Source organism: Sphingomonas sp. GW821-FHT04B01 (assembly GCF_059420425.1).
The window spans coordinates 1226480-1252243 of the sequence record NZ_JBWKTR010000001.1 but is presented as its reverse complement, the minus strand read 5'-3'; the positions used below and the strand labels follow the sequence as shown (position 1 = coordinate 1252243).

At 68.9% G+C, this 25764-nt stretch carries 29 protein-coding genes, 1 tRNA gene and 1 other RNA gene; 24 read left to right on the top strand and 7 right to left on the bottom strand.

Annotated features, from left to right (window positions below; all coding sequences use genetic code 11):
* Position 1: 1 nt before the first annotated feature.
* A complete protein-coding gene (locus tag AC07UH_RS06130) occupies positions 2-556 on the bottom strand; it encodes a J domain-containing protein (RefSeq protein WP_171009392.1) in 555 nt (184 codons plus the stop codon).
* A gap of 94 nt (positions 557-650) precedes the next feature.
* On the opposite strand from AC07UH_RS06130, the gene AC07UH_RS06125 reads away from it, so the two are divergent.
* The 7 genes from AC07UH_RS06125 to AC07UH_RS06095 all read left to right on the top strand — a co-directional run bounded on the left by AC07UH_RS06125 (position 651) and on the right by AC07UH_RS06095 (position 6078).
* Positions 651-935, top strand: a complete 285-nt coding sequence (locus AC07UH_RS06125) for a BolA family protein (protein WP_495178993.1) — start codon at positions 651-653, stop codon at positions 933-935.
* A 4-nt stretch (positions 936-939) separates the two neighbouring features.
* Positions 940-1650, top strand: coding sequence for a glutathione S-transferase (locus AC07UH_RS06120; RefSeq protein WP_495178994.1), 711 nt, complete (start codon positions 940-942; stop codon positions 1648-1650).
* A gap of 187 nt (positions 1651-1837) precedes the next feature.
* Entirely contained in the window at positions 1838-2287 is a 450-nt protein-coding gene (locus AC07UH_RS06115; protein WP_495178995.1) for an NUDIX hydrolase, read from the top strand.
* Entirely contained in the window at positions 2277-3176 is a 900-nt protein-coding gene (locus tag AC07UH_RS06110; RefSeq protein ID WP_495178996.1) for a pirin family protein, read from the top strand. Before AC07UH_RS06115 ends, AC07UH_RS06110 begins: the two co-directional genes overlap by 11 nt.
* A gap of 67 nt (positions 3177-3243) precedes the next feature.
* A complete protein-coding gene (locus AC07UH_RS06105) occupies positions 3244-4125 on the top strand; it encodes an alpha/beta fold hydrolase (protein ID WP_495178997.1) in 882 nt (293 codons plus the stop codon).
* A 222-nt stretch (positions 4126-4347) separates the two neighbouring features.
* Positions 4348-4830: an RcnB family protein gene (locus AC07UH_RS06100; RefSeq protein WP_495178998.1), complete on the top strand. Its 483-nt coding sequence runs from the start codon at positions 4348-4350 to the stop codon at positions 4828-4830.
* A gap of 315 nt (positions 4831-5145) precedes the next feature.
* Positions 5146-6078, top strand: coding sequence for an IS110 family RNA-guided transposase (locus AC07UH_RS06095; RefSeq protein WP_495179779.1), 933 nt, complete (start codon positions 5146-5148; stop codon positions 6076-6078).
* A gap of 65 nt (positions 6079-6143) precedes the next feature.
* On the opposite strand, the gene AC07UH_RS06090 is transcribed toward AC07UH_RS06095, so the two are convergent.
* On the bottom strand, positions 6144-7244 hold the full coding sequence (locus tag AC07UH_RS06090; protein WP_495178999.1) for a DUF2332 domain-containing protein: 1101 nt from the start codon (positions 7242-7244) through the stop codon (positions 6144-6146).
* Between the two features lie 88 nt (positions 7245-7332).
* Between AC07UH_RS06090 and hisG the strand changes: the two genes are divergently transcribed.
* The 13 genes from hisG to AC07UH_RS06025 all read left to right on the top strand — a co-directional run bounded on the left by hisG (position 7333) and on the right by AC07UH_RS06025 (position 18149).
* Complete coding sequence (gene hisG / locus AC07UH_RS06085) at positions 7333-7971, top strand: ATP phosphoribosyltransferase (RefSeq protein WP_038662352.1); 639 nt, start codon at positions 7333-7335, stop codon at positions 7969-7971.
* Positions 7968-9263 carry a histidinol dehydrogenase gene (hisD, locus tag AC07UH_RS06080; RefSeq protein ID WP_495179000.1) on the top strand — a complete coding sequence of 432 codons (1296 nt, stop codon included), beginning with the start codon at positions 7968-7970 and terminating at the stop codon, positions 9261-9263. Before hisG ends, hisD begins: the two co-directional genes overlap by 4 nt.
* Positions 9264-9545: 282 nt before the next feature.
* Entirely contained in the window at positions 9546-10100 is a 555-nt protein-coding gene (locus AC07UH_RS06075; protein ID WP_495179001.1) for a fasciclin domain-containing protein, read from the top strand.
* A gap of 84 nt (positions 10101-10184) precedes the next feature.
* Positions 10185-10643 carry a transcription antitermination factor NusB gene (nusB, locus tag AC07UH_RS06070; RefSeq protein WP_038662363.1) on the top strand — a complete coding sequence of 153 codons (459 nt, stop codon included), beginning with the start codon at positions 10185-10187 and terminating at the stop codon, positions 10641-10643.
* Positions 10644-10923: 280 nt separating this feature from the next.
* The gene (gene thiL, locus AC07UH_RS06065) at positions 10924-11823 is read left to right on the top strand and encodes a thiamine-phosphate kinase (RefSeq protein ID WP_495179002.1); all 900 of its coding nucleotides are present in this window, start codon (positions 10924-10926) and stop codon (positions 11821-11823) included.
* A 184-nt stretch (positions 11824-12007) separates the two neighbouring features.
* Positions 12008-14179 (top strand): sodium-translocating pyrophosphatase, encoded by a 2172-nt coding sequence (locus AC07UH_RS06060; RefSeq protein ID WP_038662368.1) that lies wholly within the window; start codon positions 12008-12010, stop codon positions 14177-14179.
* Between the two features lie 461 nt (positions 14180-14640).
* Complete coding sequence (locus AC07UH_RS06055) at positions 14641-15204, top strand: hypothetical protein (RefSeq protein ID WP_495179003.1); 564 nt, start codon at positions 14641-14643, stop codon at positions 15202-15204.
* A gap of 157 nt (positions 15205-15361) precedes the next feature.
* Positions 15362-15772: an alpha/beta hydrolase family protein gene (locus AC07UH_RS06050; RefSeq protein WP_495179004.1), complete on the top strand. Its 411-nt coding sequence runs from the start codon at positions 15362-15364 to the stop codon at positions 15770-15772.
* A gap of 326 nt (positions 15773-16098) precedes the next feature.
* The gene (gene infA, locus AC07UH_RS06045) at positions 16099-16344 is read left to right on the top strand and encodes a translation initiation factor IF-1 (RefSeq protein WP_017977808.1); all 246 of its coding nucleotides are present in this window, start codon (positions 16099-16101) and stop codon (positions 16342-16344) included.
* A 15-nt stretch (positions 16345-16359) separates the two neighbouring features.
* A complete protein-coding gene (locus AC07UH_RS06040) occupies positions 16360-16929 on the top strand; it encodes a Maf family protein (RefSeq protein ID WP_495179005.1) in 570 nt (189 codons plus the stop codon).
* On the top strand, positions 16922-17863 hold the full coding sequence (locus AC07UH_RS06035) for a ribonuclease (RefSeq protein ID WP_495179006.1): 942 nt from the start codon (positions 16922-16924) through the stop codon (positions 17861-17863). Before AC07UH_RS06040 ends, AC07UH_RS06035 begins: the two co-directional genes overlap by 8 nt.
* A complete protein-coding gene (locus tag AC07UH_RS06030) occupies positions 17860-18033 on the top strand; it encodes a DNA gyrase inhibitor YacG (protein WP_495179007.1) in 174 nt (57 codons plus the stop codon). The genes AC07UH_RS06035 and AC07UH_RS06030 overlap by 4 nt, the downstream gene beginning before the upstream one ends.
* 40 nt (positions 18034-18073) lie before the next feature.
* A tRNA-Phe gene (locus AC07UH_RS06025) sits at positions 18074-18149 on the top strand.
* A gap of 21 nt (positions 18150-18170) precedes the next feature.
* On the opposite strand, the gene AC07UH_RS06020 is transcribed toward AC07UH_RS06025, so the two are convergent.
* The 3 genes from AC07UH_RS06020 to AC07UH_RS06010 form a co-directional block, all read right to left on the bottom strand.
* A complete protein-coding gene (locus AC07UH_RS06020; RefSeq protein ID WP_495179008.1) occupies positions 18171-18527 on the bottom strand; it encodes a hypothetical protein in 357 nt (118 codons plus the stop codon).
* Positions 18524-19186 carry a protein-S-isoprenylcysteine O-methyltransferase gene (locus AC07UH_RS06015; protein ID WP_212742916.1) on the bottom strand — a complete coding sequence of 221 codons (663 nt, stop codon included), beginning with the start codon at positions 19184-19186 and terminating at the stop codon, positions 18524-18526. The genes AC07UH_RS06020 and AC07UH_RS06015 overlap by 4 nt, the downstream gene beginning before the upstream one ends.
* Before the next feature lie 130 nt (positions 19187-19316).
* Positions 19317-21173: a YhjD/YihY/BrkB family envelope integrity protein gene (locus AC07UH_RS06010; RefSeq protein WP_495179009.1), complete on the bottom strand. Its 1857-nt coding sequence runs from the start codon at positions 21171-21173 to the stop codon at positions 19317-19319.
* Between the two features lie 208 nt (positions 21174-21381).
* Here AC07UH_RS06010 and AC07UH_RS06005 point away from each other — a divergent pair, with 208 nt between their 5' ends.
* A complete protein-coding gene (locus AC07UH_RS06005; RefSeq protein ID WP_495179010.1) occupies positions 21382-22713 on the top strand; it encodes a DUF418 domain-containing protein in 1332 nt (443 codons plus the stop codon).
* 58 nt (positions 22714-22771) lie between these two features.
* Here the strand turns inward: AC07UH_RS06005 and ssrA are convergent.
* Positions 22772-23113, bottom strand: a transfer-messenger RNA (tmRNA) gene (ssrA, locus tag AC07UH_RS06000).
* A 42-nt stretch (positions 23114-23155) separates the two neighbouring features.
* Here ssrA and AC07UH_RS05995 point away from each other — a divergent pair.
* Complete coding sequence (locus tag AC07UH_RS05995) at positions 23156-23587, top strand: RrF2 family transcriptional regulator (protein WP_038662387.1); 432 nt, start codon at positions 23156-23158, stop codon at positions 23585-23587.
* A gap of 122 nt (positions 23588-23709) precedes the next feature.
* On the opposite strand, the gene mscL is transcribed toward AC07UH_RS05995, so the two are convergent.
* Positions 23710-24150 (bottom strand): large conductance mechanosensitive channel protein MscL, encoded by a 441-nt coding sequence (gene mscL / locus AC07UH_RS05990; RefSeq protein WP_137897894.1) that lies wholly within the window; start codon positions 24148-24150, stop codon positions 23710-23712.
* Positions 24151-24256: 106 nt separating this feature from the next.
* Here mscL and AC07UH_RS05985 point away from each other — a divergent pair, with 106 nt between their 5' ends.
* Entirely contained in the window at positions 24257-24862 is a 606-nt protein-coding gene (locus AC07UH_RS05985; RefSeq protein ID WP_495179011.1) for a LemA family protein, read from the top strand.
* A gap of 23 nt (positions 24863-24885) precedes the next feature.
* Positions 24886-25764, top strand: coding sequence for a TPM domain-containing protein (locus AC07UH_RS05980; protein ID WP_495179780.1), 879 nt, complete (start codon positions 24886-24888; stop codon positions 25762-25764).

Here is a 25764-nt window from a genome sequence, read left to right as displayed (position 1 = left end):
ATCAGACGAAGGCCGGCGCCTGTCGCAATTGCTGATAGGCCGCGATCACCGATTGCAGCCGCGCCTCGTGGCTGCGGTCGCCGCCGTTGCGGTCGGGGTGATATTGCCGCACCAGCTCCGAATAGCGTTTGCGCAGCGCCTGCCGGTCGGCATCCGCCGCCAGCCCAAGCACCTTGAGGCTCGCGCGATCCTGCCCCGACAGCGGCTTGCCGTCGTTCCGCTCGGGCGCGACCTCGCGACGGAACCGCGCGCCGATCGCATCGAGCGGATCGTTGAAATCCGCCCAGCGCGGCCCCTGGTCGCCATAGCCCGCCCGCGCGAAGGCACGCGTCTCATTCTCCCAGCCCGCCATCGGCCGTTGCGCCTGATGGATCTCGTCGGCGGTCATGCCGTCGAAATAATTGTAGCGGCTGTTGAACGCGCGCACATGGTCGAGGCACATCCATCGGAATGCACCCGGCCCGTTGCCCGTCGCCGCGCCTTCCAGCGGCGGCGCGCGGAACTCGCCCGGCTCCTCGCATCCCGGTTCGGCGCAGACGCGGCCCTGGGCTTCCATCCGACCGTGGAACCGCGTCTGCGGCCGGTCCTTCTTCTCACTCGCGCGCGTCACGAACGCTCCCTAATTGGCGCAATGCCGATATATAGGCGCGATGACCGACACCGCTACCGGCCCGCTCGCCGACATCATCGCCGCCCGTATCACCGCCGCGCTCGCCCCCACCCATCTCGAGGTCAGCAATGACAGCCACCTCCACGCCGGCCATATGGGCGACGACGGCACCGGCGAATCGCACTTCACCGTCATCGTCGAAAGCCCTGCCTTCGCCGGCGCCAGCCGCGTCGCGCGCCAGCGTGCGGTGAACCATGCGCTCGCCGATCTGTTGTCGACGCGCATCCACGCGCTCGCCATCAAGGCCCGCGCCCCCGGGGAGTAAGCGCATGGTCTATCACCTGTGGTATTGGCCGACGATCCAGGGCCGCGGCGAGTTCGTCCGCCTCGCGCTCGAAGCCGCCGGCATTCCGTACGAGGATTGCGCCCGCACCCAGGGCGCCGAGGCGATGATGCAGGATCTGGAAGCGCGCGCGAAGACCGGCCGCGGCCCCTATGCCCCGCCCTATCTGGCGCTCGACGGCCGTGCGATCGCGCAGGTCGCCAACATCCTCCACTATCTCGGCCAGCAGCACGATCTGGCGCCGTCAGGCCCCGCCGACCGCTACTGGCTCGACCAGCTGCAACTGACGATCGCCGACATCGTCGCCGAGGTGCACAACGTCCATCACCCGGTCGCGATGATGGACTATTACGACGACCAGAAACCCGAGGCCGCCCGCGCCGCCGCGCAATTCCGCGACGAGCGCCTGCCCAAATATCTCGACCATTTCGAGGCCGCCGCGCAAGGGTCCGGCGACTGGCTGTTCGCCGATCGCTGGACCTATGGCGACACCTCGCTGTTCCAGCTCGTCGAGGGGCTTCGCTACATGTTTCCCCAGCGGATGAAGACGCTGGCGCCGCGCTACCCCGCCCTCCTGCGCCTGCACGCCGCGGTCGCCGACCTGCCCGGCGTCCGCGCCTATCTGGCCAGCGACCGCCGCCTGCCTTTCAACACCGACGGCATCTTCCGCCACTATCCCGAACTCGACGCGGCGTAGCGCCCAAGACGCCCTTCTCCGACCAACCGTTCGTGCTGAGCCTGTCGAAGCACAGGTGAGTCTCAACGCCCTTCGACAGGCTCAGGGCGAACGGGGGGGGGCCGGACAAGCCCTTGGCAAGCGCGGAACATCACCGTTTCACCATTGCCGCCTTCGCGCCGCCGCCGCGACCGGTTAGGGTCCGCCTATGGCCCGCATCCCCCGCCCCGCCGCACGCATCCTCCTCGTCGACGGCGAGGACCGCGTCCTGCTGATGCGCTTCACCCCGGACGATCGCCCGCCGCTCTGGTGCACCCCCGGCGGCGCGGTCGATCCCGGCGAAAGCTACGGGCAGGCCGCCCGCCGCGAATTGTGGGAAGAGGTCGGCCTCGACCTCGACTGCGGACCGGAGGTGGCGCAGCGCACCTGCGAATTCCTCACCTTCGAACGCGTCGAGGTAATCGCCGACGAACGCTATTTCCGCATCGACATCGACCAGCACGAGGTGAAGGCCGGCGCGCTCACCGAATTGGAGCAACGCGTCCTCGCCGGCTCGCGCTGGTTTGCGCGGGCCGAACTGGCCGATTGGCCCGAAACCATCTATCCTGCTGATCTCGAACAGCTTCTCAGCGAAACGGAGCCTGCCCGTGCTCGATGACTTCGTGCTCCAGACGATCACCCCGGTCACCCACGACCTCGGCGGCTTCAAGGTCCACCGCACCCTCCCCAACAAGGAGCGGACGATGGTCGGCCCGTTCCTGTTCTTCGACCAGATGGGGCCGGCGCATCTCGAGATCGGCAACGGCATCGACGTGCGGCCGCACCCGCACATCAACCTCGCAACCGTGACCTATCTGTTCGACGGGGCAATCGACCATCGCGATTCGCTCGGCACGAGCCAGCGGATCGAACCCGGCGCGGTCAATCTGATGACCGCAGGTCATGGCATCGTCCATTCGGAACGCTCGCCCGGCGACGAGCGGGAGGCCGGCCCGGCGCTGTCGGGCATCCAGACCTGGCTCGCGCTGCCCGAGGCGCAGGAGGAGATGGCCCCCGGCTTCGAACATGTCGCTAAGGCGGAATTGCCGACGATCGCCGCGCATGGCGCCCGCGCGCGCATCATCATGGGCGATCTGTGGGGCCAGCGCGCCCCGACCACCACCTACGCCGGCACGATCTACGCCGACATCGTGCTCGACCCCGGCGCGAGCGTGCCGATCGACGCCGCCGCCGAGGAACGCGCCGTCTATCTCGCAATGGGCGAGGCGACGCTGGAGGGCGTGCCGCTCGAACCGATGAAGCTCTACGTGCTGCGTCCGGGCATCGCCGCGACGCTGCGCTCGGGCAGCGGCGGTCGCGCGATGCTGGCGGGCGGCGACGCCTTCCGCACCCCGCGCCACGTCTGGTGGAATTTCGTCTCGTCGAGCCGCGAGCGGATCAACGAGGCCAAACGCGCATGGAAGGCGGGAGAATTTCCCGTCGTCCCCGGCGACGACAAGGAATGGATCCCCATCCCCGAAGTCCCGAATACGGTGAGCTATCCCTGACCTCCTCTGTCAGTCCCGCCGCCGCGGGAATGACGAAACAGGGACGGTGCAGCAACAGGAGAGCCCCATGACCCCAGCGGTACAGCGCATCGCCCTTCCCACCGGCGTCGAACTCGACGTCGCCATCGCCGGCGCGCCCGACCGGCCACCGGTGATCCTGCTTCACGGCTTCCCCGAATCGCACCGGACGTGGCGCGGCATCCTGCCCGACCTCGCCCGCGACCATTATGTGATCGCCCCCGACCAGCGCGGCTTCGCCCGGTCCTCGAAGCCCGAAGGCGTCGAGGCCTATGCCGCCGACAGGATTCTCGCCGACCTCATCGCGCTCGCCGATCACCTGAACATCGACCGGTTCACGCTGGTCGGCCACGACTGGGGCGGCGCGATCGCGTGGATGGCGGCGCTCGCCCGCCCCGACCGTGTCGCGCGGCTGGTGATCGTCAACGCGCCGCACCCCTATCTCTTCCAGCGCGCGCTGTTCGACGAACCCGAGCAGCGCAAGGCGAGCCAATATATCACCCGCTTCCGCGACACGACGATCGACCGCGGCCTGACCGGCGCCGGCCTCGAGAAATTCCTCGGCTCGACCTTCGCGCATCACGTCACCCACGCCATCGCCGGCGCCGACAAGGCCGCCTATCTCGACGAATGGTCGCAGCCGGGCGCGATGACCGCGATGCTCAACTGGTATCGCGCCTCCACCGTCATCGTCCCCGCGATGGACGAGGCGCCGCCCCGCCCCGCCTTCCTCGACCGCCCCTTCCCGCCGGTGACGCAGGACACTTTGGTGATCTGGGGGATGCGCGATTCGGCGCTGCTGCCGGTGCTGGTCGACGATCTCGGCCCCTATGTGCCGAAGCTGACGGTCGAGAAGATCGACGCCGGCCATTTCGTGCCATGGGAAAAGCCCGAAGCGGTCGTCGCCGCGATGCGGCGCTGGAATATTTGAGGGCGTCTCCACCCTCACCCCTCGGCGCTACGCGCCTTTCCCCTCTCCCGCCGGGAGAGGGGACGGGACGGCGCAGCCGGCGAGGGGTGAGGGCGAGCACGCGCACCCAGCTTTCGTTTTGCTGACCAAAACATTCCTCGTGCGTTCAGCCGCATAGGCGGAAAAGGCCGCCATGCTCTTCGCCGTCCCGACGGCCGAAGCGCGCCATAGAGGAGAGTTACGATGCGTAAGATCATCATCGCCGCCATCGCCGCCGCGACCGTCCTGCCCGCCTCCGCGGCGAGCGCGCAGAGCGCCCGCGAGGTCCGGCAGAGCGAACGCGAAGTCCGCCAGAGCGAGCGCGATCTCGCCCGCGCCCGCGCCTATGGCGACCGCGGCGACATCCGCGAGGCGCGCCGCGAGGTCCGCGAGGATCGCCGCGAACTGCGCGAGGACTGGCGCGACTATCGCCGCACGCACGGCGACGTCTATCGCCGCGGCGTCTATGCCGGGCCGCGCGGCTATCGCTATCGTCCGGTGAACGTCGGCTATCGCTTCGCGCCGGAATATTACGGCCAGCGTTACTGGATCAACGATTACGGCACCTATCGCCTGCCGCGTCCGGGCTACGGCTATCAGCGCTGGGTCCGCTACGGCAACGACGTCGTGCTGGTCGACACCCGCTCGGGCCGCGCGGTGCAGGTCTACAACCGCTTCTTCTATTGATGACGCTCATTCCTCCCCCGCCAGGGGGAGGGGGACCGTTCGGCGCAAGCCGAACGGTGGAGGGGGAGGACAGGGTGGGAGTTTGATAACGAAGCTCCCACCCTGTCCTCCCCCTTGTATCTGGACGGGGTCGTCGTTGTTCTGTTGGAAGCGACGATGCGCCTTGGCCGGCGGCCGCCGGCCAAGGCGCTGCGGCGGTGTCGCCCGATCCCCCTCAAGGTCACATCCGGGACGGAGCCAGGGATCATCGCCGCTGTCACGTACAACCGAACAGTCGCTGGATCAGCAGTCGTACAGACAAGGCAGGTTACCGTGATGACGAACCATTGTGGAGTCGACGTGTCCAAGGCGTGGCTCGACGCCTGGATTGCCGCGGCAGGGCATCGCCGCTTTGCCAACACCGCCCAGGGCGTGGCCGAGCTGGGCGCTTATTGTCGCGAGCACCGGGTCGAGCTGGTGGTGATGGAAGCGAGCGGCGGCATCGAACAGACGGCGTTCCTGGCGCTGTGGCAGGCCGGCCAGCCCTGCGCGATCGCCAATGCCCGCTCGGTGCGCCAGTTCGCCCAGGCGATGGGCTATCTGGAGAAAACCGACCGGATCGATGCGATGATGATCGCCCGGTTCGCCGGGGCCAAACAGATGGTGGCCACCCCGCCGCCCTCCGCCGAGCAGCACAGGCTCACCGCGCTCGCTACCCGCCTGCGCCAGGTGACCGGCGATCTGGGCATCCAGAAGCAGCGTCTGCACAGCGCTCGCGACCCCATGGCCAGGGACAGTCTGCGCGCGGCGATCGCCTTCTTCACCGCCCAGGCCGATGCGCTCGCCGCCGAGATCGCCGCAGTGATCGGCACCGACCCGCTCTGGGAGGCGCTCGATCGCAGCTTCCGCTCGGTCAAGGGCGTCGCCGACCGGACGGTCGCCTATCTCCTGGCCGACCTGCCCGAGATCGGCACGCTGCCCAACCGCGCGGTCACCAAACTCGTCGGCCTGGCGCCCCTTCCCGACGACAGCGGACAGCGGCGTGGGCGACGATCCATCCGCGGCGGCCGCGCCGGGTTGCGCTCGATCCTCTTCCTCGTCGCCGATATCGCAAGGCGCTTCGACCAAAGCCTCGCCGACTTCCGCCAACGCCTCCCCGCCAAGGGCCTCAGCAAAATGGAGGTCCGCATCGCCCTCGCCCGAAAGCTCCTCGTCCGCCTCAATGCCAAGGCCCGCGATACACGCGCCGCATTGCCCGCACCGGCTTGACACGCCGGATAGTCGCTCCGTCACGCCTGCAACGCGCCACCTCCCCCTGGCGGGGGAGGACTTGATCAATCCGCCTCATACGCCCCGCGCCGCATGACATAATCCCGCGTCTCGTACGGCGCCGCCAGACCCTCGACCCACGCGCCATGCGCGTGCGTCAGCGCCACCAGCTCCATCGCCGTCTCGCCGGGCCAGCCGCGCACCCGCACCTCGTGGCGGTGGAGATCGCGGTTCGGCTCCATCATCACCCAGCCGAGCGGCCGGTCCGCGCTCGCCCGCGCCCCCGCCGCCGCCATCGCCGCGACGATCCGCGCCCGCCCCGCGGCCGGAAGATACTGCCAAACGACCGAATGCATCAGCACCCGCGTCACCCCCGCCGCCTGCGGCTCGGCGAGCCGCGCCTCGACCCAGTCGGTCGCATCGCCCTGCACCAGATCGACGCCGACGCGCCGCACCTCGCCGATCGCCGCAGCGAGCCGCGCGAGCCGCTCCTGCGCATCGACCCAGACATAGGCCTCGAGCCGCGCCGCCTGCGCCGGATCGCCGACATCGACCGGCGCGATGTCGACGCCGCGCGCACCCAACACTTCGACCGTCGCCACGGGCGGCGCCACCCCGCGCCACTCCGGCACGATCCGCACCGCCGCATCCTCCGGCCCAACCGTCACGCCCCCGAGATCGAAGCGATAGCGCCCGAGCATCAGGTTGAGCCCCGCGCTCGACCCGATCTCCAGCACCTCGACACGCGGCCCGAACCGCGTCGCGAGATGCAGCAGCCCGGTCATCAGCCCCGCCGACCGCGCCGCCTCGTTGGTCTGCGGCGGCCCGTCGAGCCACGGCAGCAGCGCCGCGTCATGGTCGCGGACCACCCGCCCGAGCGTTGCCGCGACCGCCGCCTCCTCGGTCACGGCACCGTCGAACACCGGCGACAGATCGGCATCCGCGCCCGCACGATGCAGCGCATGCAGCCCGCCGACCAGCCGCAGCACCACCGCATCCGCCACCGGCTCGCCCGGCCAGTCGAGCACCCGCCGCCCGGTCGCGCTGGTCCGATCGAGCGCCTGCCCCAGCGCCACGCAGACCCGCGCCGTCACCGGCGCCGCCATCGCCGCGCAATAGCCCGCCTGCACCGCAAATGCCGCCCGATTCTCCGCTTCGCCCGCCATCGACTCGCCTCCTCGTCGCGCTCTGTTGCGCCCACCCCTGCCCGCCAGTAAAGCCCGGGCCGTGTCGACACCCCCCTTAGTCATCGCCGTGCCGAAAGGCCGTATCCTCGCCGAGGCGCTGCCGCTGCTCGCGCGCGCCGGCATCCACCCCGAAGCCGCGTTCGGCGACGAGAACAGCCGCGCGCTGCGCTTCGCCACCGACGTGCCGCATATCGAGCTGATCCGCGTCCGCGCCTTCGACGTCGCGACCTTCGTCGCGCACGGCGCCGCGCAGCTCGGCATCGTCGGGTCGGACGTGCTCGCCGAATTCGCTTATTCGGAACTCTATGCGCCGGTCGACCTCGGCATCGGCCATTGCCGCATCTCGGTCGCCGAACCCGCCGCGATGGCCGCGACCGACGATCCGCGCGGCTGGAGCCACGTCCGCGTCGCCACCAAATATCCGCACACCACCGCGGCGCATTTCGCCGCGCGCGGCGTGCAGGCCGAATGCGTCAAGCTCAACGGCGCAATGGAGCTGGCGCCGACGCTCGGCCTCGCGCCGCGCATCGTCGACCTCGTCTCCTCGGGAAAGACGCTCAAGGAAAACGGCCTCGTCGAGGTCGAGGTGATCGCCGAGGTCACCAGCCGCCTGATCGTCAACCGCGCCGCAATGAAGACCCGGCCCGAGGTCGTGCCGCTGGTCGAGGCGTTCCGCCGCGCCGTCGCACAGGAGCAGGCGGCATGATCCGCCTCGACACCCGCGACGCCGGCTTCGCCGACGCCTTCACCGCGCTGGTCGAGGGCCGCCGCGAGGCATCCGCCGACGTCACCCGCGACGTCGCCGCGATCATCCGCGCCGTCCGTGACGACGGCGAGGCCGCGGTCGAAGCCTTCACCCGCAAGCTCGACCGCCACGATCTCGCCGAAACCGGCTGGCGCATCGAACCCGCTACCTGCGCCGCCGCCTATGCCGCGCTCGACCCATCGTTGCGCGACGCGCTCGACCTCGCCGCCGCACGCATCCGCGCCTATCACGAACGCCAGAAGCCCACCGACAGCGATTATGTCGATGAGGCCGGCGTCCGCCTCGGCGCGCGCTGGCGCGGCGTCGACGCGGCGGGCCTCTACGTTCCCGGCGGCCGCGCCGCCTACCCGTCGTCGCTGCTGATGAACGCCATCCCCGCCAAGGTCGCGGGCGTCGGCCGGCTGGTGATGGTCACCCCCACGCCCGACGGCCAGATCAACGATCTCGTCCTCGCCGCCGCGCATCTCGCCGGGGTGGACGAGGTGTGGCGGATCGGCGGTGCGCAGGCGATCGCCGCGCTCGCCTACGGCGCCGGCCGCATCCTGCCGGTCGACGTCGTCACCGGCCCCGGCAACGCCTGGGTCGCCGAGGCCAAGCGCCAGGTCTATGGCGTCGTCGGCATCGACATGGTCGCCGGCCCCAGCGAGATCGTCGTCGTCGCCGATGCGCTGAACGACCCGCAATGGACCGCCGCCGACCTGCTCAGCCAGGCCGAGCACGACGTCACCACGCAATCGATCCTGTTCACCGACGACGCCGCTTATGCCGACCGCGTCGCGGCGGCGGTCGACGAGGAACTGGCGATCCTCCCCACCGCCGCGGTCGCCCGCGCCGCCTGGGACGCCAATGGCGCGATCATCGTCGTCGAGTCGCTCGAAGCCGCCTGCCCGCTGGTCGACCGCCTCGCGCCGGAGCATCTCCAGCTCGCCGTCGATGACCCGCAAGCGCTGTTCGACCGCGTCCGCCATGCCGGCAGCGTCTTCCTCGGCCGCCACACGCCCGAAGCGATCGGAGACTATGTCGCCGGCCCCAACCACGTCCTCCCGACGGGCCGCCGCGCCCGCTTCGCCAGCGGCCTGTCGGTGCTCGACTTCATGAAGCGCACCAGCTTCCTCGGGCTCGACGAAGCCGCACTGGCGAAAGTCGGCCCCGCCACCGTCGCCCTCGCCCACGCCGAAGGCCTGCCCGCGCATGCCCGCTCGGTCGCGCTGCGGTTACGGCTCAATCGTTAGAAGATTTTGTTCGCGCAGAGGCGCAGAGACGCGGAGATGATGTGGGTGGGAAGCCCGGCTGACCAGATCACGGCCCACTTACCCCGCGCCGCCCGGAGCAGGCGCTACGCTCCTTCCAAGTGAAACCTCTCTGCGCCTCTGCGCCTCTGCGCGAACAAAATCCTTCTTCGCGCCTTCGCGCCTTCGCGTGAATCAATTCAACGTCAAAGCATCCCCGGCCACGTCGCCGACGTACCTCTCATCAGCAACCCGCAAAGGGTGCGCCAAGAGAAGGATGCTCCCATGACCAAGACCCATTTCCGCGCCGGGCTCGCCGCCGTCGCACTGCTCGCCGCCGGCCCTGCCCTGTCGGCCGCCAAGAACCCGATGGTCGGCGGCGCCGCGATGTACCCGACCAAGACGATCGTCGAGAATGCGGTCAATTCGAAGGATCACACCACGCTCGTCGCCGCGGTCAAGGCGGCGGGCCTCGTCGACACGCTCTCCGGCCCCGGCCCGTTCACCGTCTTCGCGCCGACCAACGCCGCCTTCGCCAAGCTCCCCGCCGGCACCGTCGACACGCTGGTCAAGCCCGAGAACAAGGCGACGCTGACCAACATCCTGACCTATCACGTCGTTGCCGGCACGATGACGTCGAAGCAGATCGCCGCCGCGATCAAGGCCGGCGGCGGCAAGGCGACGCTGACCACGGTGCAGGGCGAGCCGCTCACCGCCGCGATGATGGGCAACACGCTGATGCTCACCGACGCCAAGGGCGGCACCAGCCACGTCACGATCAAGGACGTCATGCAGTCGAACGGCGTCATCCACGTCGTCGACACCGTGCTGATGCCCTGATCCCGCTTCGGGCCGCGGCGCGTACGGCGTCGCGGCCCGGCAGAGGGGTGACGGATCGCGTCAATCCGATTACAGGCCCGCCGGATGTCCCGAAGCTCCAACCGCACCCAGGCGCGCGCCGCCGCCCGCCTCGCCGCCGTCCAGGCGCTCTACCAGCACGAGATGGAAGGCACCGCGGTGCCGTCGCTGCTCCACGAATTCCACAATCACCGCCTCGGCGCGACCATCGAGGACGCGGAATATGCCGACGCCGACGTCGATTTCTTCGACGACCTCGTCAAGGGCACGACCGCGCGCGCTGGCGAGATCGACCTCGCGATCGAGAAGAAGCTCGCCAAGGGCTGGACGCTCGCCCGCCTCGACAAGCCGATGAAGGCGATCCTGCGCGCCGGCACCTACGAGCTGATGGCGCGCGCCGACGTGCCCGTCGGTGCGACGATCAGCGAATATGTCGACGTCGCCCACGCCTTTTACGAGCGCCGCGAGGCCGGCTTCGTCAATGGCCTGCTCGACGGCATCGCCAAGGACGTACGCACGGCGTAGCCCAAATTCCTTCCCCGCCGGGGCAGGGCAATCGCATATGGACACTCGTGCGAGCCTGTCGTCTTCCAAGACCACCCCGTCACCCCGGACTTGTTCCGGGGTCCACTCTGCGGCGAGGAGAAAGGCCCGATCCGACACCGTTCTCTCGCGGCCCGGTGGACCCCGGAACAAGTCCGGGGTGACGAATCTGATGAGGAAACCGATCGAGCCTCGTCACTGCAGCCATATGCGATAGCCCTGCCCGCCGCGGGGGAGGGCTTGGAAGGACAGGCCGAGCATCATGACCGAAACCGACTTCCTCACCGCGCTACGCGCCCTGCCGCTCCATCCGGCGGCGCGCGGGCTGCGCGACGACGCCGCGCGGCTGCTCCACGTTCCCCTCGTCGTCACCACCGATACGCTGGTCGAGGGCGTCCACTTCCTCAGCGACGACACGCCGCAGGACGTTGCGTGGAAGCTCGTCGCCACCAACCTCTCCGACATCGCCGGCAAGGGCGCCAAGCCCGATGGCATCCTGCTCAACTACCCGCTCTCCGACGATGCCTGGGATCGCGCCTTCCTGACAGGGCTCGCCGAGGTGCTCACCGCCTGCGGCACCAGCCTGCTCGGTGGCGACACGGTGACGCTCCCCGCCGGTGCGCCGCGCGTCCTCACCGTGACCGCCTTCGGCTGCGACACCCCCGCACCGCCGCGCGGCGGCGCCGGTGAGAATGACGCGCTCTGGGTCACCGGCACGATCGGCGACGCCGGTGCCGGCCTCGCCATCGCGCAGGGTGCCGAGGGACCACCGGAACTCGCCGCGCGCTACCGCCGCCCGACCCCGCGCCTCGCCGAGGGCCGCGTGCTCAGTCGCATCGCGCATGCGATGATGGACGTCAGCGACGGCCTGCTGATCGACGCCGCGCGGATGGGCGAAGCGAGCGGCCTCGCCGTCCATCTCGATCTCGCCGCGGTGCCGCTGTCCGCGCCCTATCGCGCCTTCGCCGGCGACGACCGCGCCGCGCGCCTCACCGCCGCAACCGCGGGCGACGATTACGAACTGCTCTTCGCGATGCCCGCCAATACCATCCCGCCCGTCGCCGCCACCCGCCTCGGCCGCTTCGCCCGCGGCAACGGACTGCATCTGCACGACGCCGGCGAGTCCCTCCCCCTGCCCGCACGGCTCGGCTTCGAACATTAGGACGGATCGCCGCTCGCGGCTTCGACACGGAAAGGATGGCCGCACCGCGTGGCGGTGACGGGCGGGTTGACCGAGCGCAATGATGCGGCGCTTGCGCTCCCTGCGCCCGCGCCATAGCCTCCATCCAAGCGCCACGAGACCGGGACACATCGGCCGTGCGTCAACAGGAGAAGGAGATGCGAGAATGACCACGGTCTTCATCGCCATCCTCTGCGGCGTCATCGCCGTGGTCTATGGCTTCGTCACCAGCCAGCAGGTGCTGCGCGCCTCGCCCGGCGATGCGAAAATGCAGGACATCGCCGCCGCCATCCAGGAAGGCGCCAAGGCCTATCTGGGCCGCCAATATACCACCATCGCGATCGTCGGCGTCATCGTCGCGGTCATCCTGTTCGCCGCACTGGGCGCGATCTCGACGATCGGCTTCGTCATTGGCGCTTTGCTGTCGGGCGTCGCCGGCTATGTCGGCATGAATATCTCGGTCCGCGCCAACGTCCGCACCGCCGAAGCCGCGCGCCATTCGCTGCAGGGCGGCCTCACCATGGCGTTCCGCTCGGGCGCGGTCACCGGCATGCTCGTCGCCGGGCTCGGCCTGCTCGCGATCAGCGGCTTCTTCTGGTATCTCACCGGCCCCGCCGGCCACGCCCCCAACGACCGGATCATCGTCGAGGCGCTGACCGCGCTCGCCTTCGGCGCCAGCCTCATCTCGATCTTCGCGCGGCTCGGCGGCGGCATCTTCACCAAGGCGGCCGACGTCGGCGCCGACCTCGTCGGCAAGGTCGAGGCGGGCATTCCCGAGGACGATCCGCGCAACCCCGCGGTGATCGCCGACAATGTCGGCGACAATGTCGGCGATTGCGCCGGCATGGCCGCCGATCTGTTCGAGACGTACGTCGTCACGCTGGGCGTCACGATGATCTCGATCGCGCTCCTCATCCGCGCCGACGCTGCCGAGCTGATGCGGCTGATGAGCCTGCCGCTGCTCGTCGGCGGCGTCTGCATCGTCACCTCGATCATCGGCACCTATGCCGTCCGCCTCGGCAAGGGCAGCATCATGGGCGCGCTCTACAAGGGCTTCTGGACCTCGGCCTTGCTGTCGATCCCCGCCATCTATCTCGCCACGCACTATGTCCTCGGCGACCTCCACCGCACGATCGGCAGCGCCGGCTTCCTCGACGCGGTGTCAGACGACCTCACCACCGGCTTCGACCAGCCCGCCGCGGCGGCGGGAGCGATCCCCAGCTTTACGGGCATGGACCTGTTCTGGTGCATGGTGATCGGCCTCGCCGTCACCGGGCTGATCGTCTGGATTACCGAATATTACACCGGCACCAATTATCGCCCGGTCAAGTCGATCGCCGCCGCCAGCCAGACCGGCCACGGCACCAACGTCATCCAAGGCCTCGCGATCAGCCTCGAATCGACCGCGCTCCCCACGTTGGTGATCGTCGTCGCGGTGATCGCCACCTATCAGCTCGCCGGGATCATCGGCATCGCCTTCGCCGCGACTGCGATGCTCGCGCTCGCCGGCATGGTGGTGGCGCTCGACGCCTATGGCCCGGTCACCGACAATGCCGGCGGCATCGCCGAGATGGCCGGCCTGCCCGACGACGTCCGTAGCCGCACCGACGCGCTCGACGCGGTCGGCAACACCACCAAGGCGGTGACCAAAGGCTATGCGATCGGCTCGGCCGGCCTCGCCGCGCTCGTGCTGTTCGGCGCGTACACGACGGATCTCCAGACCTATTTCCCCGACGTCACCGTCGATTTCAGCCTGTCCAACCCCTATGTCATCGTCGGCCTGCTGCTCGGCGCATTGCTCCCCTACCTCTTCGGCGCGTTCGGCATGACCGCGGTCGGCCGCGCGGCGGGCGCGGTGGTCGAGGAGGTGCGCGGCCAGTTCCGCGACAATCCCGGCATCATGCTCGGCACCAGCCGCCCGAATTACGGCCGCACCGTCGATCTCGTCACCCGCGCCGCGATCCGCGAGATGATCGTGCCCTCGCTGCTGCCGGTGGCGAGCCCGATCGCGCTCTACTTCATCATCACCGCGGTGGCGGGCCAGGCGCAGGGTTTCGCCGCGCTCGGCGCGATGCTGCTCGGCGTGATCGTCTCGGGCCTGTTCGTCGCGATCTCGATGACCAGCGGCGGCGGCGCATGGGACAATGCCAAGAAATATATCGAGGACGGCAATTACGGCGGCAAGGGATCGGAGGCGCACAAGGCCGCGGTCACCGGCGACACCGTCGGCGATCCGTACAAGGACACCGCCGGCCCGGCGGTCAACCCGATGATCAAGATCACCAACATCGTCGCATTGCTGCTGCTGGCGGCGCTGGCGGCGGGCGGCGGGGGCTAAGCCCCACGAAAGGAGGGAGGGTTGCCGCCTCTCCCATTCGTCATCCCGACGAACGTCGGGCCCCATGGACGCCCCGACGGGGCGGCAGCGCCCCACATCGGAGCTTACCGCAACCATAGGCCCCGGCCTCCGCCGGAGTGACGAACGGGGTGGCGACGCCATACCCCGCGAACGCAACATCTCCGCGCCTCCACGCCTCCGCGCGCAAAGCCCTTCTTCCCTTCGCGTCTTCGCGTCTTCGCGCGAACCAACCTTCCTCCCGACCCCGACCCCGCCGATCGGCGCCCCGCCGCAATTTTCTCGACCACGCCACCTCAAAGCTAACGTCAGGAAAGACAACGTTTCCTTCCAAAACCGTCGCCGACCCCGGTGCCCACCACGCGATCCGCCGGCCATTTCGTTGATAAATCGGTAAGGTCTGGTGCCTAGCCGCGCCTCCGATCGTGAGGGAGCGGAAGACGATGAAAGACACACTTGCCGGCTTTATCGACAATGTGGGTCTGGCCGATACGTTCAACGTCGAGCACGACGATCCGCACAAGGCACGCAAGCCGCTGCTCGACGGGATCAAGCGCATGCGCGATCAGTTCGTCACGCGCACCGGTGACACCAGCAAGGCGACGAGCCGTTGGTGGCAGATCAAGAACGGCGTCCTCGCCATGACGGTGAAGATCGGCGGCGAGACGCTGGAGATCAACGGCGCCACGACCAACCATCTGCCGGTCGATCGCTTCGAGGAATTCCTCGAAAAGTTCGAACAGGCGGCGGAAAGCGGCGCGTTCGACGACGAACTCAAGGCCAAGGGCAGCGGTCGCGCGAGGGCTCAGCGGGCGTCGGACGGCAAGGGCAGGATCATCGACAAACGCGCCGGCGGCCGGCATCCCAGCAACGACCGCCAGGATTGGGACGATCTGACCTGGGGACAACGCCAGCAGATCGGCGCCTATTACCGCGCCGGCAAGAACCCCGACGGCACCGTAATCGCTACGGTCGGCTATCGCCCCGACGCCCCGCTGGTCGACTGACTCCGGGCGCGGGAGGGGGCGCCCCGATGACGGGACGGCGCCCATAACGCCCCCCGCGCGTCATCCCGCCGAAGGCCGGGACCGATGGACGACGCGCCATAAATGATGCGCGAAACGTCGGCAGCCGCCACGATGGCCACCGTCACCCGCTCGATCATTGCGGTGCCACGATAGCAATATCAGGCACTTTCCAATCCGCACTTGCAGCCTGCCATGGCCCCGGTCATCCCCCCTCACGCGGCCTTGGGGGCAAGGCCGCAACGCGCAATTCCTCAACGGCAAGACCTTGGGACGCTATTGGAGCAAGCGCACGCAGGATCTGCATGGCGTCTCACCGCGCTTCGCCGCCGATCAGGTGTCGATCCCCGTCCTGTTGATGCACGGCAAGGCCGACCGCCGCGTCCCCGTCAAGCAATCGCGGCAGATGGCCGAAGCGTTGAAGGCGGCGGGCAAACCCTATCAATATATCGAACAACCTTTAGGCGACCACCATTTCACCCGCAGCGAAGACCGGCTGGAATTTCTCAAGGCCATGGGCGCTTTTCTGGCAAAACATAACCCAGCGTAAGAACTTAGCTTCAGCAACTAGACGTACATCTGCGTTCGGGGCGGTCTGCAAAGCAATCCGGCCTGTCTTACACGCCGACGATCTGCCATCCTCCCGATTCGCTCTTTGCCATCGTCGACTGTCCCCCCCGGGCCGGGCGGTCCCGCGACGCGTTCCGACGCCATGCGCTTGCCGAACCGCCCCGCGCTCCCCACATCCACGGTGTTGCCGACGGCGATATGCGTGAACTTTGTGAAGTTGGCGCCCGCACGCCGGTCCCCATTGCTTCCCTTTTTCGGCAGCCTGCGCTAAGGGCGCGCCCGAAGCACGCGAATAGAGGTTGATTTTTGGCCAAGGAAGAATTGCTCGAGATGCGCGGCCGCGTGGTGGAACTGCTCCCCAACGCGATGTTCCGTGTCCAGCTCGAAAACGATCACGAAATTCTCGGACATACCGCCGGCAAGATGCGCAAGAACCGCATCCGCGTGCTGGTCGGCGACGAGGTGCTGGTCGAACTCACCCCTTATGACCTGACCAAGGGGCGGATCACCTACCGCTTCATGCCCGGTCGCGGCGGTCCCGGCCCGCAATAAGCGGCCGCGACTCCCGTGTCGCTCGTTCTTGCCTCCTCGTCCCCGCGCCGCCGCGAATTGCTCGGCCGCCTCGGCCTCGTCGCCGACCGGATCACCGCGCCCGATATCGACGAGGCGCCGCTGGCTGCCGAACGTCCGCGCGACTATGTGCTGCGCATCGCCTGCGCCAAGGCGCGCGCGGTCGACCGTGCACCGGACGAGGTCATCCTCGCCGGCGATACGACGATCGCGGTCGGTCGCCGCATCCTCGGCAAGCCGGCGGACGAGGCCGACCTGCGCCGCATGCTGGCGCTGCTGTCCGGCCGCCGCCACCATTGCCTGTCCGCGGTCGCGGTGATCGACGCCGCCGGGACGCTGCGCCACCGTCTGTCCGACACGATCGTCGCCTTCCGCCCGCTCGATCCCGCTGAGATTGATGCCTATGTCGCCAGTGGCGAGGGCGAGGGCAAGGCTGGCGGCTATGCCATTCAGGGTCGCGCCGAGGCGTTCGTCCGCTTCCTCCACGGCAGCCATTCGGGCGTCGTCGGCCTGCCGCTGATGGAGACGCGCGCGCTGCTGCGCACCGCCGGCCTGCCGCTTGCCTGAATGGCTCTATGAGGCCGGCATCGGCGAGGCGCGCGCCGCGCTGGTCGAGGGCGACCGCATCGTCGAGGCCGCGATCGAACGTCCCACCCCGCTTCGCCTCGGCACCGTTGCCCGCGCGCGCCTGGTCGAACTGACCGCCGGCGGCATGGGCCGCCTCGACATCGCCGGCCATGACGCGGTGATCGCGCGCATCCCCCCCGGCATCACCAAGGGCGCCGCTTTCACCAGTCAGATCGTGCGCGAGGCGATCCCCGAAGCCGGCCGCGCCAAGCCCGCCCGCGCGGTCGCCAGTGATGCGGCGATCGGCGAAGGCCCCGACCTGCTCGCCCGCCTCCACGCCACCGGCCTGCCGGTCCGCACGCTGCGGCCACACGAACCCGACGCGTTCGAAGCGGCCGGCTGGTCCGAACTGCTCGAAGAGGCGACCGGTGGCGAGATCGTCTTTCCCCTCGGCGGCCTGCGGATGTCGCCGACCCCGGCGATGACGCTGTTCGACGTCGACGGGCCGCCGCCGCTCGATCCGCTCGCCATCGCCGCCGCGCGCGCCGTCGCACTGGCGATCCGGCGCCACGCGATCGGCGGCTCGATCGGCATCGACTTCCCGACGCTCGCCAACAAGGCGGCACGGCAGGCGGTGGCGGAGGCGATCGACGCCACCCTGCCGCCGCCGTTCGAGCGCACCGCGGTCAACGGCTTCGGCTTCCTGCAAATCGTTCGCCCCCGCCCGCGCGCCTCGCTGCCCGAGCTGCTGCGCGCCGACCCGGTCGGTGCCACCGCCCGCGCGACACTGCGCCGGCTCGAACGCGAGCCGCCGGGCAGCCCGCTTCACCATCGCCTGCCGGCCGCGGTCCACGCCTGCCTGACCAGCCACGCCGACTGGCTGGCGGAGCTCGCCCGCCGCACCGGCGTCACCCACCGACTGGACTGCGCATGACCGACAAGACCTGCCCGATCTGCGGCAAACCGGCGACGCCGGAGCACACGCCCTTCTGCTCGCGCGGCTGCCGCGACCGCGATCTGCTGCAATGGCTTGGCGAGGGATATCGCCTGCCGGTGAAGGACGAAGAGAAAGACGGGGTAGACAGCATCGATTCCGCTGACTAAAGGCCGCGCTCCGATCGCGAGCATCCTCGCTTTCCACCCTGCCCGGGTAGCTCAGTTGGTAGAGCATGCGACTGAAAATCGCAGTGTCGGCGGTTCGAATCCGTCCCCGGGCACCACTTCCCCGCCACCGTTGCGGGTCAAGCCATCTCCATCATCACCACGGTCGAGGCGAGCGCCCCGGCGAAGATCGCGCGTGCCGTCGGGTCGCGCCGCGCCGTCATGCACGGCGCCAGTCGCTGCAGACGTCGCGGATCGGCGATCAGCCGGCACAGTAAGGCCTCGTCGCCATCCGGCCCGAACGGACATCCGCGGCAGAGCGGCCGGCCGAGACACGCCTCCCCCAGGGTCATGACGCTGTCGATCACCGGCGCCAGCATGTCATAGCCGAGCGGCGCGAGCAGCGCGTGAAGCCGCTGCTGCACCGGCTCGCGCCGGTCGCGCGCCGCCCGCCAGCAGCGCGCAGCCCGGGCGATCACGGTCGAGGGCACGGTCATGACCGCACCCGCGGCCACAGCCGTCCCACCCGCGCGCAATAAGCGTCATACGCCTCGCCGAACCGCTCGCGCAGCATCGCTTCCTCCTGCGGCACGCGCAGCCACCACATCGCGGCGAACGCAGGTATGGCGAGCATCCCGCCGACGCCATTGTGGATCAGCAAGGGCTGCACCAGCACGGCCAGCCAGATCGCCACATACATCGGGTGCCGCCACCGCGCGTAGACGCCGCCGGTGACGAGATCATGTCCGTCCCGCACTTCCAGTCCCGGACTCCAGTTGCGACCGAGATCGGCGTGGCTGCGCCAGAAGAGCCAGAGCATCGGCAGCAGCGCGAGCGCGCCGACCGCCGTCGCCCAGTCGGGCAGGCGATAATCGGCGAAGGCGAACAGTCCGGTGGCGAGGTGCAGCAACGGCAGCAGCATCATCGTCGCGAACATGCCGGTCAGCAGCAGCACCTCGTCCCGCCCCTTGCGCACCGTGACGACGCGGTTGCTGCGGTTGCGGGTCGCGTGCGGCAGGCGGATCGCGGTCATCGCGACGACCATCGCCAGCCAGGCGACCGCCCCCCAGCCGTTCTCGCGCCATCGGAACAGGGCGGCGATGATGAGGAGCATGGCCGCCACCAGCATCAACTGGGTGCCCGCACCGCTCATCATCGGTCGGATATCGTCGTCAGACCGCCGTTGCGCTTCGATCCCACCGGTCACCATCTGCCATCTCCCTATCTGCTATTGCGAGTCTGTAGCAGATAGGGAGATGAGGTGCTACCGTTTGCAGACGGCGCGGTCAGCGGTTCAGTGGCGACGCCGCAAACCGTCGCAGCAAGGCGGCGACATCGTCGTAGCGTGCCACCGCGCCACGCAGCGCCGCCTCGTCGAAACCGCCAGAGCGGACCGCCACCGCGGCCACGCCGCAGCGTTGCGCCGCAGTGATGTCGTAGGGCGTATCGCCGATCACGATCGCACCCCTCGGTGCGACGCCAGCCTTGGCCAGTGCCGCGGCGAAGATGTCGCCTGCCGGCTTGCTGGTGGCGACGTCGTCCTTCGACACCGTCGCATCCACCACGTCGGCAATGGCGAGCAGGCGCTGGTAATGCGCCAGATCCTCGCCGCTCGCCGACGAGGCGAGCACCACCCTGCGTCCGCTCGCCGCGACACGCCGGACGAGATCGGCGGCACCCGGGAACGGACGAACGCGGTCGCGATAGCGCGCCTTGAACAGCTCGCCTTGTCGCGTCGCCAGCCGTTCGCGATCCTTTGGCGCCAGCGCCGGCAGCAAAGCGGGCACGAGCAGGTCGCCGCCCTTGCCGATCTGGCCGCGGATCGCCTCGCGATCGACCGCATGCCCGGCTTCGGCGAAGGCGGCGTGCCACGCCTCGACGTGGAAATCGTTGCTGTCGACCAGCGTCCCGTCGAGATCGAACAGCACCGCCCGAACCTGCGCGCGCTCCCGCGTCAGCCACGCGGCCAGCGCGCTGGCGCCGAGCACGGCGACGCCGGTTCGCGCCTGCCCCCGCTTGCGCAACAGACGCAGGCCGAGCGTCGCCGAGGCGCTGGTGATCAGCCCGGCCTTGCCGAGCCCCGCGACCTGCCCCGCCCGCGCCACCGCGCGGCTTGCCGCAAAGTCCGCGGCGGCGGCGTGGCCATCGCGATCGGCGGGCAACGCCGCCTCGCCGTCGTCGCGCACGCCGCGCGCCGCGCCGTCGCCGGCGACGTGATCCGCCACCCACGAGCCGCGACTGCCCAGCGGCCGGGCGGCACCGGTGGTGGTATCGGCCGCGGTCTGATGTTCCAGCTCGGCGTTCAGCTCGGCGCCGAAGACCAGGATATAGGCAGACAGGTAGAACCAGGTCAGCATCACCACCACCGCGCTCAACGAGCCGTAGGTCGCGTTGTAATTGCCGAAATTGGCGACGTAGAGGCCGAAGCCCAGGCTGAGCAGCAGCCACCCGCCCGCGGCGAACAGCGAGCCCGGCGTCAGCCAGGTCCAGCGCGCCCGTGCCCGTGACGGCCCGAAGCGGTAGAGCGCCGCCGCCGCGGCCGAGCCGGCGACGAGCAGCAGCAGGTACGAGGCGAGCTTGCCGCCGACCACGACGACGCCCGGTGCCCCCGGCAGCAGCGCCTCGAGCTTGGCGAGTGCCGCGATCGCCAGCGCGGCGACCAGAGCGACGATCACCGCCGCCGCGGTGATGCCGAGCGCGAGCAGATTGACCCGGATGAAGCCGCGCTTCTCCTCTTCCTCATAGGCGATGTTGAGCGCGGTGATCACCGCGCCGGCGCCGTTGCGCGCACCGAACAGCGCCAACGCCAGCGCGAGCAGCAGCCCGAAGCCCTTCTTGCCGTCCGACGATTTGACGACGTTCATCAATTGCTCGCCGACCAGCGTCGCGGCATCGGCGGGCATCACCGCCGCCAGCCGGTTGACGTCGGCGATCACGGTCTGCTGATCGGCGATCAGGCCGTAGCTCAGCACGGTGACGCCGAGCAGCGGCACCAGCGCCAGAAACCCGTAGAAGGCGACACCGGCAGCGATCAGACCGACATTGTCGCGGCCGGTCTCCGCCCAGGTCCGTTTGAGGACGGCCTTCCAGCCGCCCGCCGGCAACGCCCAAGGGCTGTGCACCCCGTGTTCGCGATCGTCCATGCCCGTCACCCCCATCAACGCTGATCGTCGTGCAAGGGCGAACCGGCGTCGCGGCGCACGGTTCCGCGGCGATCGGTCTGCGTGGCGCATCCCGCTATGACACGACGTTAACCGCTTGTAACGGATGGTGTCCGGGACCGACTTGGCGCATTGGCGGGCGGGGTCCGGACATGCTCGCGTCCGTGCGACCCATGCAGGTTATCCGAACATGAACGCGCCTTTCCAGCCGACCGCCCCGTATCGCACGACCGACAGTCAGCCGGCGCAGCGCATCCATACGCTGGACGTGCTGCGTGGCATCGCGATCTGCGGCATCCTGTTGATGAACATCCATGGCATGGGCGATGTCGCCGATTATCCGCTGACCCGCTTCCCGGCCGGCTGGACCGGCGAATGGATCGCCTGGGGGCTACAGACGCTGTTCGTACAGGGTGCGATGCGCGGTCTGTTCACGATGCTGTTCGGCGCGAGCATGGTGATCATGCTGCGGCGTGCCGAGGGGGCGGATGCGTCGCCGCAGCCGCTCGACGTCTGGGTGCGGCGATCGCTGGCGTTGATGGGCTTCGGCGTCGCGCAATGGCTGCTGTTCCTGTGGCCGGGCGAGATCCTGTGGAATTACGGGATCAGCGGCCTGTTCCTGCTCGCCTTCCGCGCCGCACGCCCGCGCACGCTGCTGCTCGCCGCCGCGCTGCTCACCGCCGGCCTCGCCGCCAACGCCGCGGTGTGGACGCATCAGCAGGTCGCACAGCTCGAACAGGGACAGGCCGCCGGCCTGCGCCTCGCCCGCGGCCTGCCGGTGAGCAGCGACGATCGCCTCGCGATCCAGGCCGAGCGCGATCATCGCACCAGCATCCGCCCCACCGCCGAAGAACGCGCCGAGCGGATCGCCAAGCGGACGCACGCGCTCACGCTGCTCCACTGGAGCGGCGGCTATTGGATGCGCGAGAATCTGACGATCACCGGCTGGGTCGACATTGCCGAGAGCATCAGCTTCATGCTGATCGGCATGGCGCTTTTCCGGCTCGGCATCCTCACCGGCGCGGCGCCCGCGGCGACCTATTGGCGGATGGCGATCGGCGGCTATGCCGGCGGAGTGCTGCTCCGCGGGCTGCACGTCGCGCTGCTCGCAAAGACCGGGCTCGACATGGGCTCGCCCGCGGCGCCGGGATGGGCCTGGGTGGCCATGGAGGCGGCGTTCGAGCCTGCCCGGCTCTTGGTGACGATCGGCCACGTCGGGCTGGCGGTGCTCGCCTTCCGCGGCGGATGGTTCGGCCAGGCGGTGACGCTGCGCGCGCTCGGGCGGATGACCTTGTCGGTCTATTGCCTGCAATCGATCCTCGGTGCGCTGATCTTCTATGCGGCGGGCTATGTCGGCGTCTTCACGCTGCCGCAGCTGTGGCTGATCGCCGCGGCGATCTGGGCGGTTTCGGCGCTGCTGTGCCGCTGGTGGCTGGCCCGTCACGAAATGGGTCCGGCGGAACGACTGTTGCGGCGCATATCCTACGGATATGCCGACAAGGCGCGCGCCGCACCGCTCTGAGGCGCAGTACAATGATGTGAGGTGGGGAGCTTCTGTTGCCCGGTGCTCCCCGTACCGCTGGAATCCCTTCTGTTGCCCGGTGGGTCCAACCGCGTAATCTTGGAATAACCTCAGGCCGTTAGGCCCTCAGTTACGCCGCAATCGCGAGTGCTTCGTTATCGTTGGCACTTGTGTAATGGGCCGTTGCGGTGGTCCCATTCCGAGCGAAAGACAGCGCCCTTCAACACACGTCGATCCTAGTTCGGCCCCGTCATCGAAGCTGATCGCTCAGCTGCGGTGGTGGAGCCGCCGGGTACTGCCCCCGGGTCCGCTGCGTCTATTCAACGCCACCGTTTATCGCCATAGCCGGCTGGAAGCCGGCGAGTGTCATATAGGCGCAACGTGCAGCCGCTGCAATCCACGCCTTTCGTTCGACACATTATGGCGTCATAGGGCCGGCATCATGTTGACCCAGCGTTCCCGCTACGCGCTGCGCGCGATGCTGTTCCTCGCCCAGGCGCCTGTCGCCAGTCCACCGATCCCGATGGGCCGGATCGCGGTCGCGGCAAACGTGCCGCGCAAGTTCCTCGAGCTGATCCTCGCCGATCTGCGCGATGCCGGCCTGCTGACCAGCACGCGCGGCAAGATGGGCGGCTACGTCCTGTCGCGGCCGGCGCGGCTGATCTCGCTGGGCGAGGTCATCCGGGTGATCGAAGGGCCGCTGGCGCTGGTCCCCTGCGTCAGCCGCACCGCCTATCGCTCGTGCACCGACTGCTACAGCGAAACCGACTGCGCGATCCGCCATGCGATGATGCGCGTCCGCGACGAAACCGCACGGATCCTCGACGGCACCAGCCTCGCGGAGGCGACCGCCGAGCATCTCGTCGCGGCGTAACGCCCATTCGTCATCCCGACGAACGTCGGGACCCATGGATACGGCGCCGGCACGGTCGGCCCGCATCATCGGCCCCACCGACACCATGGGTCCCGGCTTTCGCCGGGATGACGATGGTAAGCTCAGACCCGCGGCCGTGCCTTCAGTTCGTCGCGGATCTCGCGCAGCAACGTCACGTCCGCCGGTTCGACCGGTACCGCGACCTCGGCCTTCGGCTTGGGGATCAGCCGGTTCACCGCGCGCACGATCATGAAGATGATGAAGGCGACGATGACGAAATTGGCCGCCTGGGTGATGAACGCGCCATAGCCGAGCAGCGGCACGCCTGCCTTCTTGAGCGCGGCATAATCGCTCAGCGACCCCGCATAATTCGCCGGCACCGGCCCCATGCGCAGGAAATAGCCCGAGAAATCGAGCCCGCCGAAGATCTTGCCGATCACCGGCATGATCACGTCCTCGGTCAGCGAGGTGACGATCTTGCCGAAGGCGGCGCCGATGATCACCGCCACGGCGAGATCGAGCACGTTGCCCCGTGCGATGAACGTCTTGAATTCCTTGAACATGATCGCGCTTCCCTCGTTACCTGCCCGATGGCTGAGGTTAGGCGGCGATTACCCCTTCGCCAAGCCCGTCCACTGTCCTATATGCATAGGACAGATATTGCAGGAGATGTTCATGTCGTCGCTTCGACCCGTTGCCGCTTTTGCTTTGGTCGCCACCGCTTCGGTGTCGCTGGCCGGCTGCGGCATCAACTCCGTGCCGACCGCCGAGGAGAACGCCAAGGCGCGCTGGGCCGACGTCCAGAACCAGTATCAGCGCCGCGCCGACCTGATCCCCAATCTCGTCGCGACGGTGAAGGCCGCGGGCGCGCAGGAGAAGGACGTTCTCGTCCAGGTGACGCAGGCGCGCGCCGGCGCCAACCAGATCAAGCTGTCGGGCGATCAGCTCACCGATCCCGCCAAGGTGCAGCAGTTCGAGCGCGCGCAAAATGCCGTGACGCTGTCGCTGCAACGCCTGCAGGAGGCCTATCCCGAGCTCAAGTCGCAGGGCAATTACACCACGCTGATGAGCCAGTTGGAAGGCACCGAGAATCGCATCACCATCGCGCGGACCGATTACAACAATGCGGTGCAGGCGTATAACACCCGCATCCGCACCTTCCCCGACGCGGTCGGCGCGAAGATCTTCTACGGCGCCAAGCCGCTGACGCCCTTCGCCGCGACAGCGGCGAACGCGGAGAATGCACCGACGGTCAACTTCGGGAATGCGAGCTGAGGGTGACCCCAACGCTCGCCCGGATGCTGGCCGCGTGGCGGGCGGCGCTGTTGCTCATGCTGGCGTGGCTGATCGTCACGCCGGCGTCGGCGCAGACCTTCCCCAAATTCACCGGTCTCGTCGTCGATGCCGCGAACGTGCTGCCTCCCGATCAGGAGGCGGCGCTGACCGCGAAACTGACGGCGCTGCAGAAGGAGACGAAGCGCCAGCTCGTGGTCGCGACGATCCCCGACCTGCAGGGCTACCCGCTCGAGGAATACGGCTACAAGCTCGGCCGCGCGTGGGGCGTCGGTTTGCGCGACGTCAACAATGGCGCGGTCCTGTTCATCGCGCCGAACGAGCCCGCCGGTCGGCGGGGGGCACGTATCGAGGTCGGCCGTGGGCTGGAGCCGATCGTGACCGACGCCTTGTCCAGCGTCATCATCAATCAGGACATGATTCCGCGGCTCAAGGCGGGGGACATTCCCGGCGCAATGAACGCCGGCGTCGATGCGCTGTCGCAGCAATTGCGCGCCTCGCCGGAGGAGGCGCAATCGCGGCTCGATGCGGCCGCCAAGCAGTTCGATCAGGCCCATAAGCGATCCACCGCACGCCAAGGTGGCGGCGTACCGTTCGGCCTCATCATCTGGGGCGTGATCCTGCTGTTCGTGCTAATCCCACTGTTCCGTGGTCGCAAGCGGGCCGGCCCCTGGGGGCGGCGTTACGACGACGGCGGCGGCAGCGCGCTGCCGATCGTCTTGTGGGGCATCGCCAACGAGATCGGCCGCTCGCAGGGCGGTGGTGGCGGCGGTGGTTGGGGCGGCAGCTCCGATGGCGGCAGCGACGGCAGCTGGGGTGGCGGCGGCTTCACCGGCGGCGGTGGCGGCGACTTCGGTGGCGGCGGCGCTTCGGGGAATTGGTGA

What these genes read in the sequence shown, in the direction of transcription:
- AC07UH_RS06130 (WP_171009392.1), bottom strand. Translation starts at nt 556, where the DNA reads ATGGAAGCCCAGGGCCGCGTCTGCGCCGAACCGGGATGCGAGGAGCCG.
- AC07UH_RS06125 (WP_495178993.1), top strand. Translation starts at nt 651, where the DNA reads ATGACCGACACCGCTACCGGCCCGCTCGCCGACATCATCGCCGCCCGT.
- AC07UH_RS06120 (WP_495178994.1), top strand. Translation starts at nt 940, where the DNA reads ATGGTCTATCACCTGTGGTATTGGCCGACGATCCAGGGCCGCGGCGAG.
- AC07UH_RS06115 (WP_495178995.1), top strand. Translation starts at nt 1,838, where the DNA reads ATGGCCCGCATCCCCCGCCCCGCCGCACGCATCCTCCTCGTCGACGGC.
- AC07UH_RS06105 (WP_495178997.1), top strand. Translation starts at nt 3,244, where the DNA reads ATGACCCCAGCGGTACAGCGCATCGCCCTTCCCACCGGCGTCGAACTC.
- AC07UH_RS06100 (WP_495178998.1), top strand. Translation starts at nt 4,348, where the DNA reads ATGCGTAAGATCATCATCGCCGCCATCGCCGCCGCGACCGTCCTGCCC.
- AC07UH_RS06095 (WP_495179779.1), top strand. Translation starts at nt 5,146, where the DNA reads ATGACGAACCATTGTGGAGTCGACGTGTCCAAGGCGTGGCTCGACGCC.
- AC07UH_RS06090 (WP_495178999.1), bottom strand. Translation starts at nt 7,244, where the DNA reads ATGGCGGGCGAAGCGGAGAATCGGGCGGCATTTGCGGTGCAGGCGGGC.
- hisD (WP_495179000.1), top strand. Translation starts at nt 7,968, where the DNA reads ATGATCCGCCTCGACACCCGCGACGCCGGCTTCGCCGACGCCTTCACC.
- AC07UH_RS06075 (WP_495179001.1), top strand. Translation starts at nt 9,546, where the DNA reads ATGACCAAGACCCATTTCCGCGCCGGGCTCGCCGCCGTCGCACTGCTC.
- nusB (WP_038662363.1), top strand. Translation starts at nt 10,185, where the DNA reads ATGTCCCGAAGCTCCAACCGCACCCAGGCGCGCGCCGCCGCCCGCCTC.
- thiL (WP_495179002.1), top strand. Translation starts at nt 10,924, where the DNA reads ATGACCGAAACCGACTTCCTCACCGCGCTACGCGCCCTGCCGCTCCAT.
- AC07UH_RS06060 (WP_038662368.1), top strand. Translation starts at nt 12,008, where the DNA reads ATGACCACGGTCTTCATCGCCATCCTCTGCGGCGTCATCGCCGTGGTC.
- AC07UH_RS06055 (WP_495179003.1), top strand. Translation starts at nt 14,641, where the DNA reads ATGAAAGACACACTTGCCGGCTTTATCGACAATGTGGGTCTGGCCGAT.
- AC07UH_RS06030 (WP_495179007.1), top strand. Translation starts at nt 17,860, where the DNA reads ATGACCGACAAGACCTGCCCGATCTGCGGCAAACCGGCGACGCCGGAG.
- AC07UH_RS06020 (WP_495179008.1), bottom strand. Translation starts at nt 18,527, where the DNA reads ATGACCGTGCCCTCGACCGTGATCGCCCGGGCTGCGCGCTGCTGGCGG.
- AC07UH_RS06015 (WP_212742916.1), bottom strand. Translation starts at nt 19,186, where the DNA reads ATGATGAGCGGTGCGGGCACCCAGTTGATGCTGGTGGCGGCCATGCTC.
- AC07UH_RS06010 (WP_495179009.1), bottom strand. Translation starts at nt 21,173, where the DNA reads ATGGACGATCGCGAACACGGGGTGCACAGCCCTTGGGCGTTGCCGGCG.
- AC07UH_RS06005 (WP_495179010.1), top strand. Translation starts at nt 21,382, where the DNA reads ATGAACGCGCCTTTCCAGCCGACCGCCCCGTATCGCACGACCGACAGT.
- AC07UH_RS05995 (WP_038662387.1), top strand. Translation starts at nt 23,156, where the DNA reads ATGTTGACCCAGCGTTCCCGCTACGCGCTGCGCGCGATGCTGTTCCTC.
- mscL (WP_137897894.1), bottom strand. Translation starts at nt 24,150, where the DNA reads ATGTTCAAGGAATTCAAGACGTTCATCGCACGGGGCAACGTGCTCGAT.
- AC07UH_RS05985 (WP_495179011.1), top strand. Translation starts at nt 24,257, where the DNA reads ATGTTCATGTCGTCGCTTCGACCCGTTGCCGCTTTTGCTTTGGTCGCC.
- AC07UH_RS05980 (WP_495179780.1), top strand. Translation starts at nt 24,886, where the DNA reads ATGCTGGCCGCGTGGCGGGCGGCGCTGTTGCTCATGCTGGCGTGGCTG.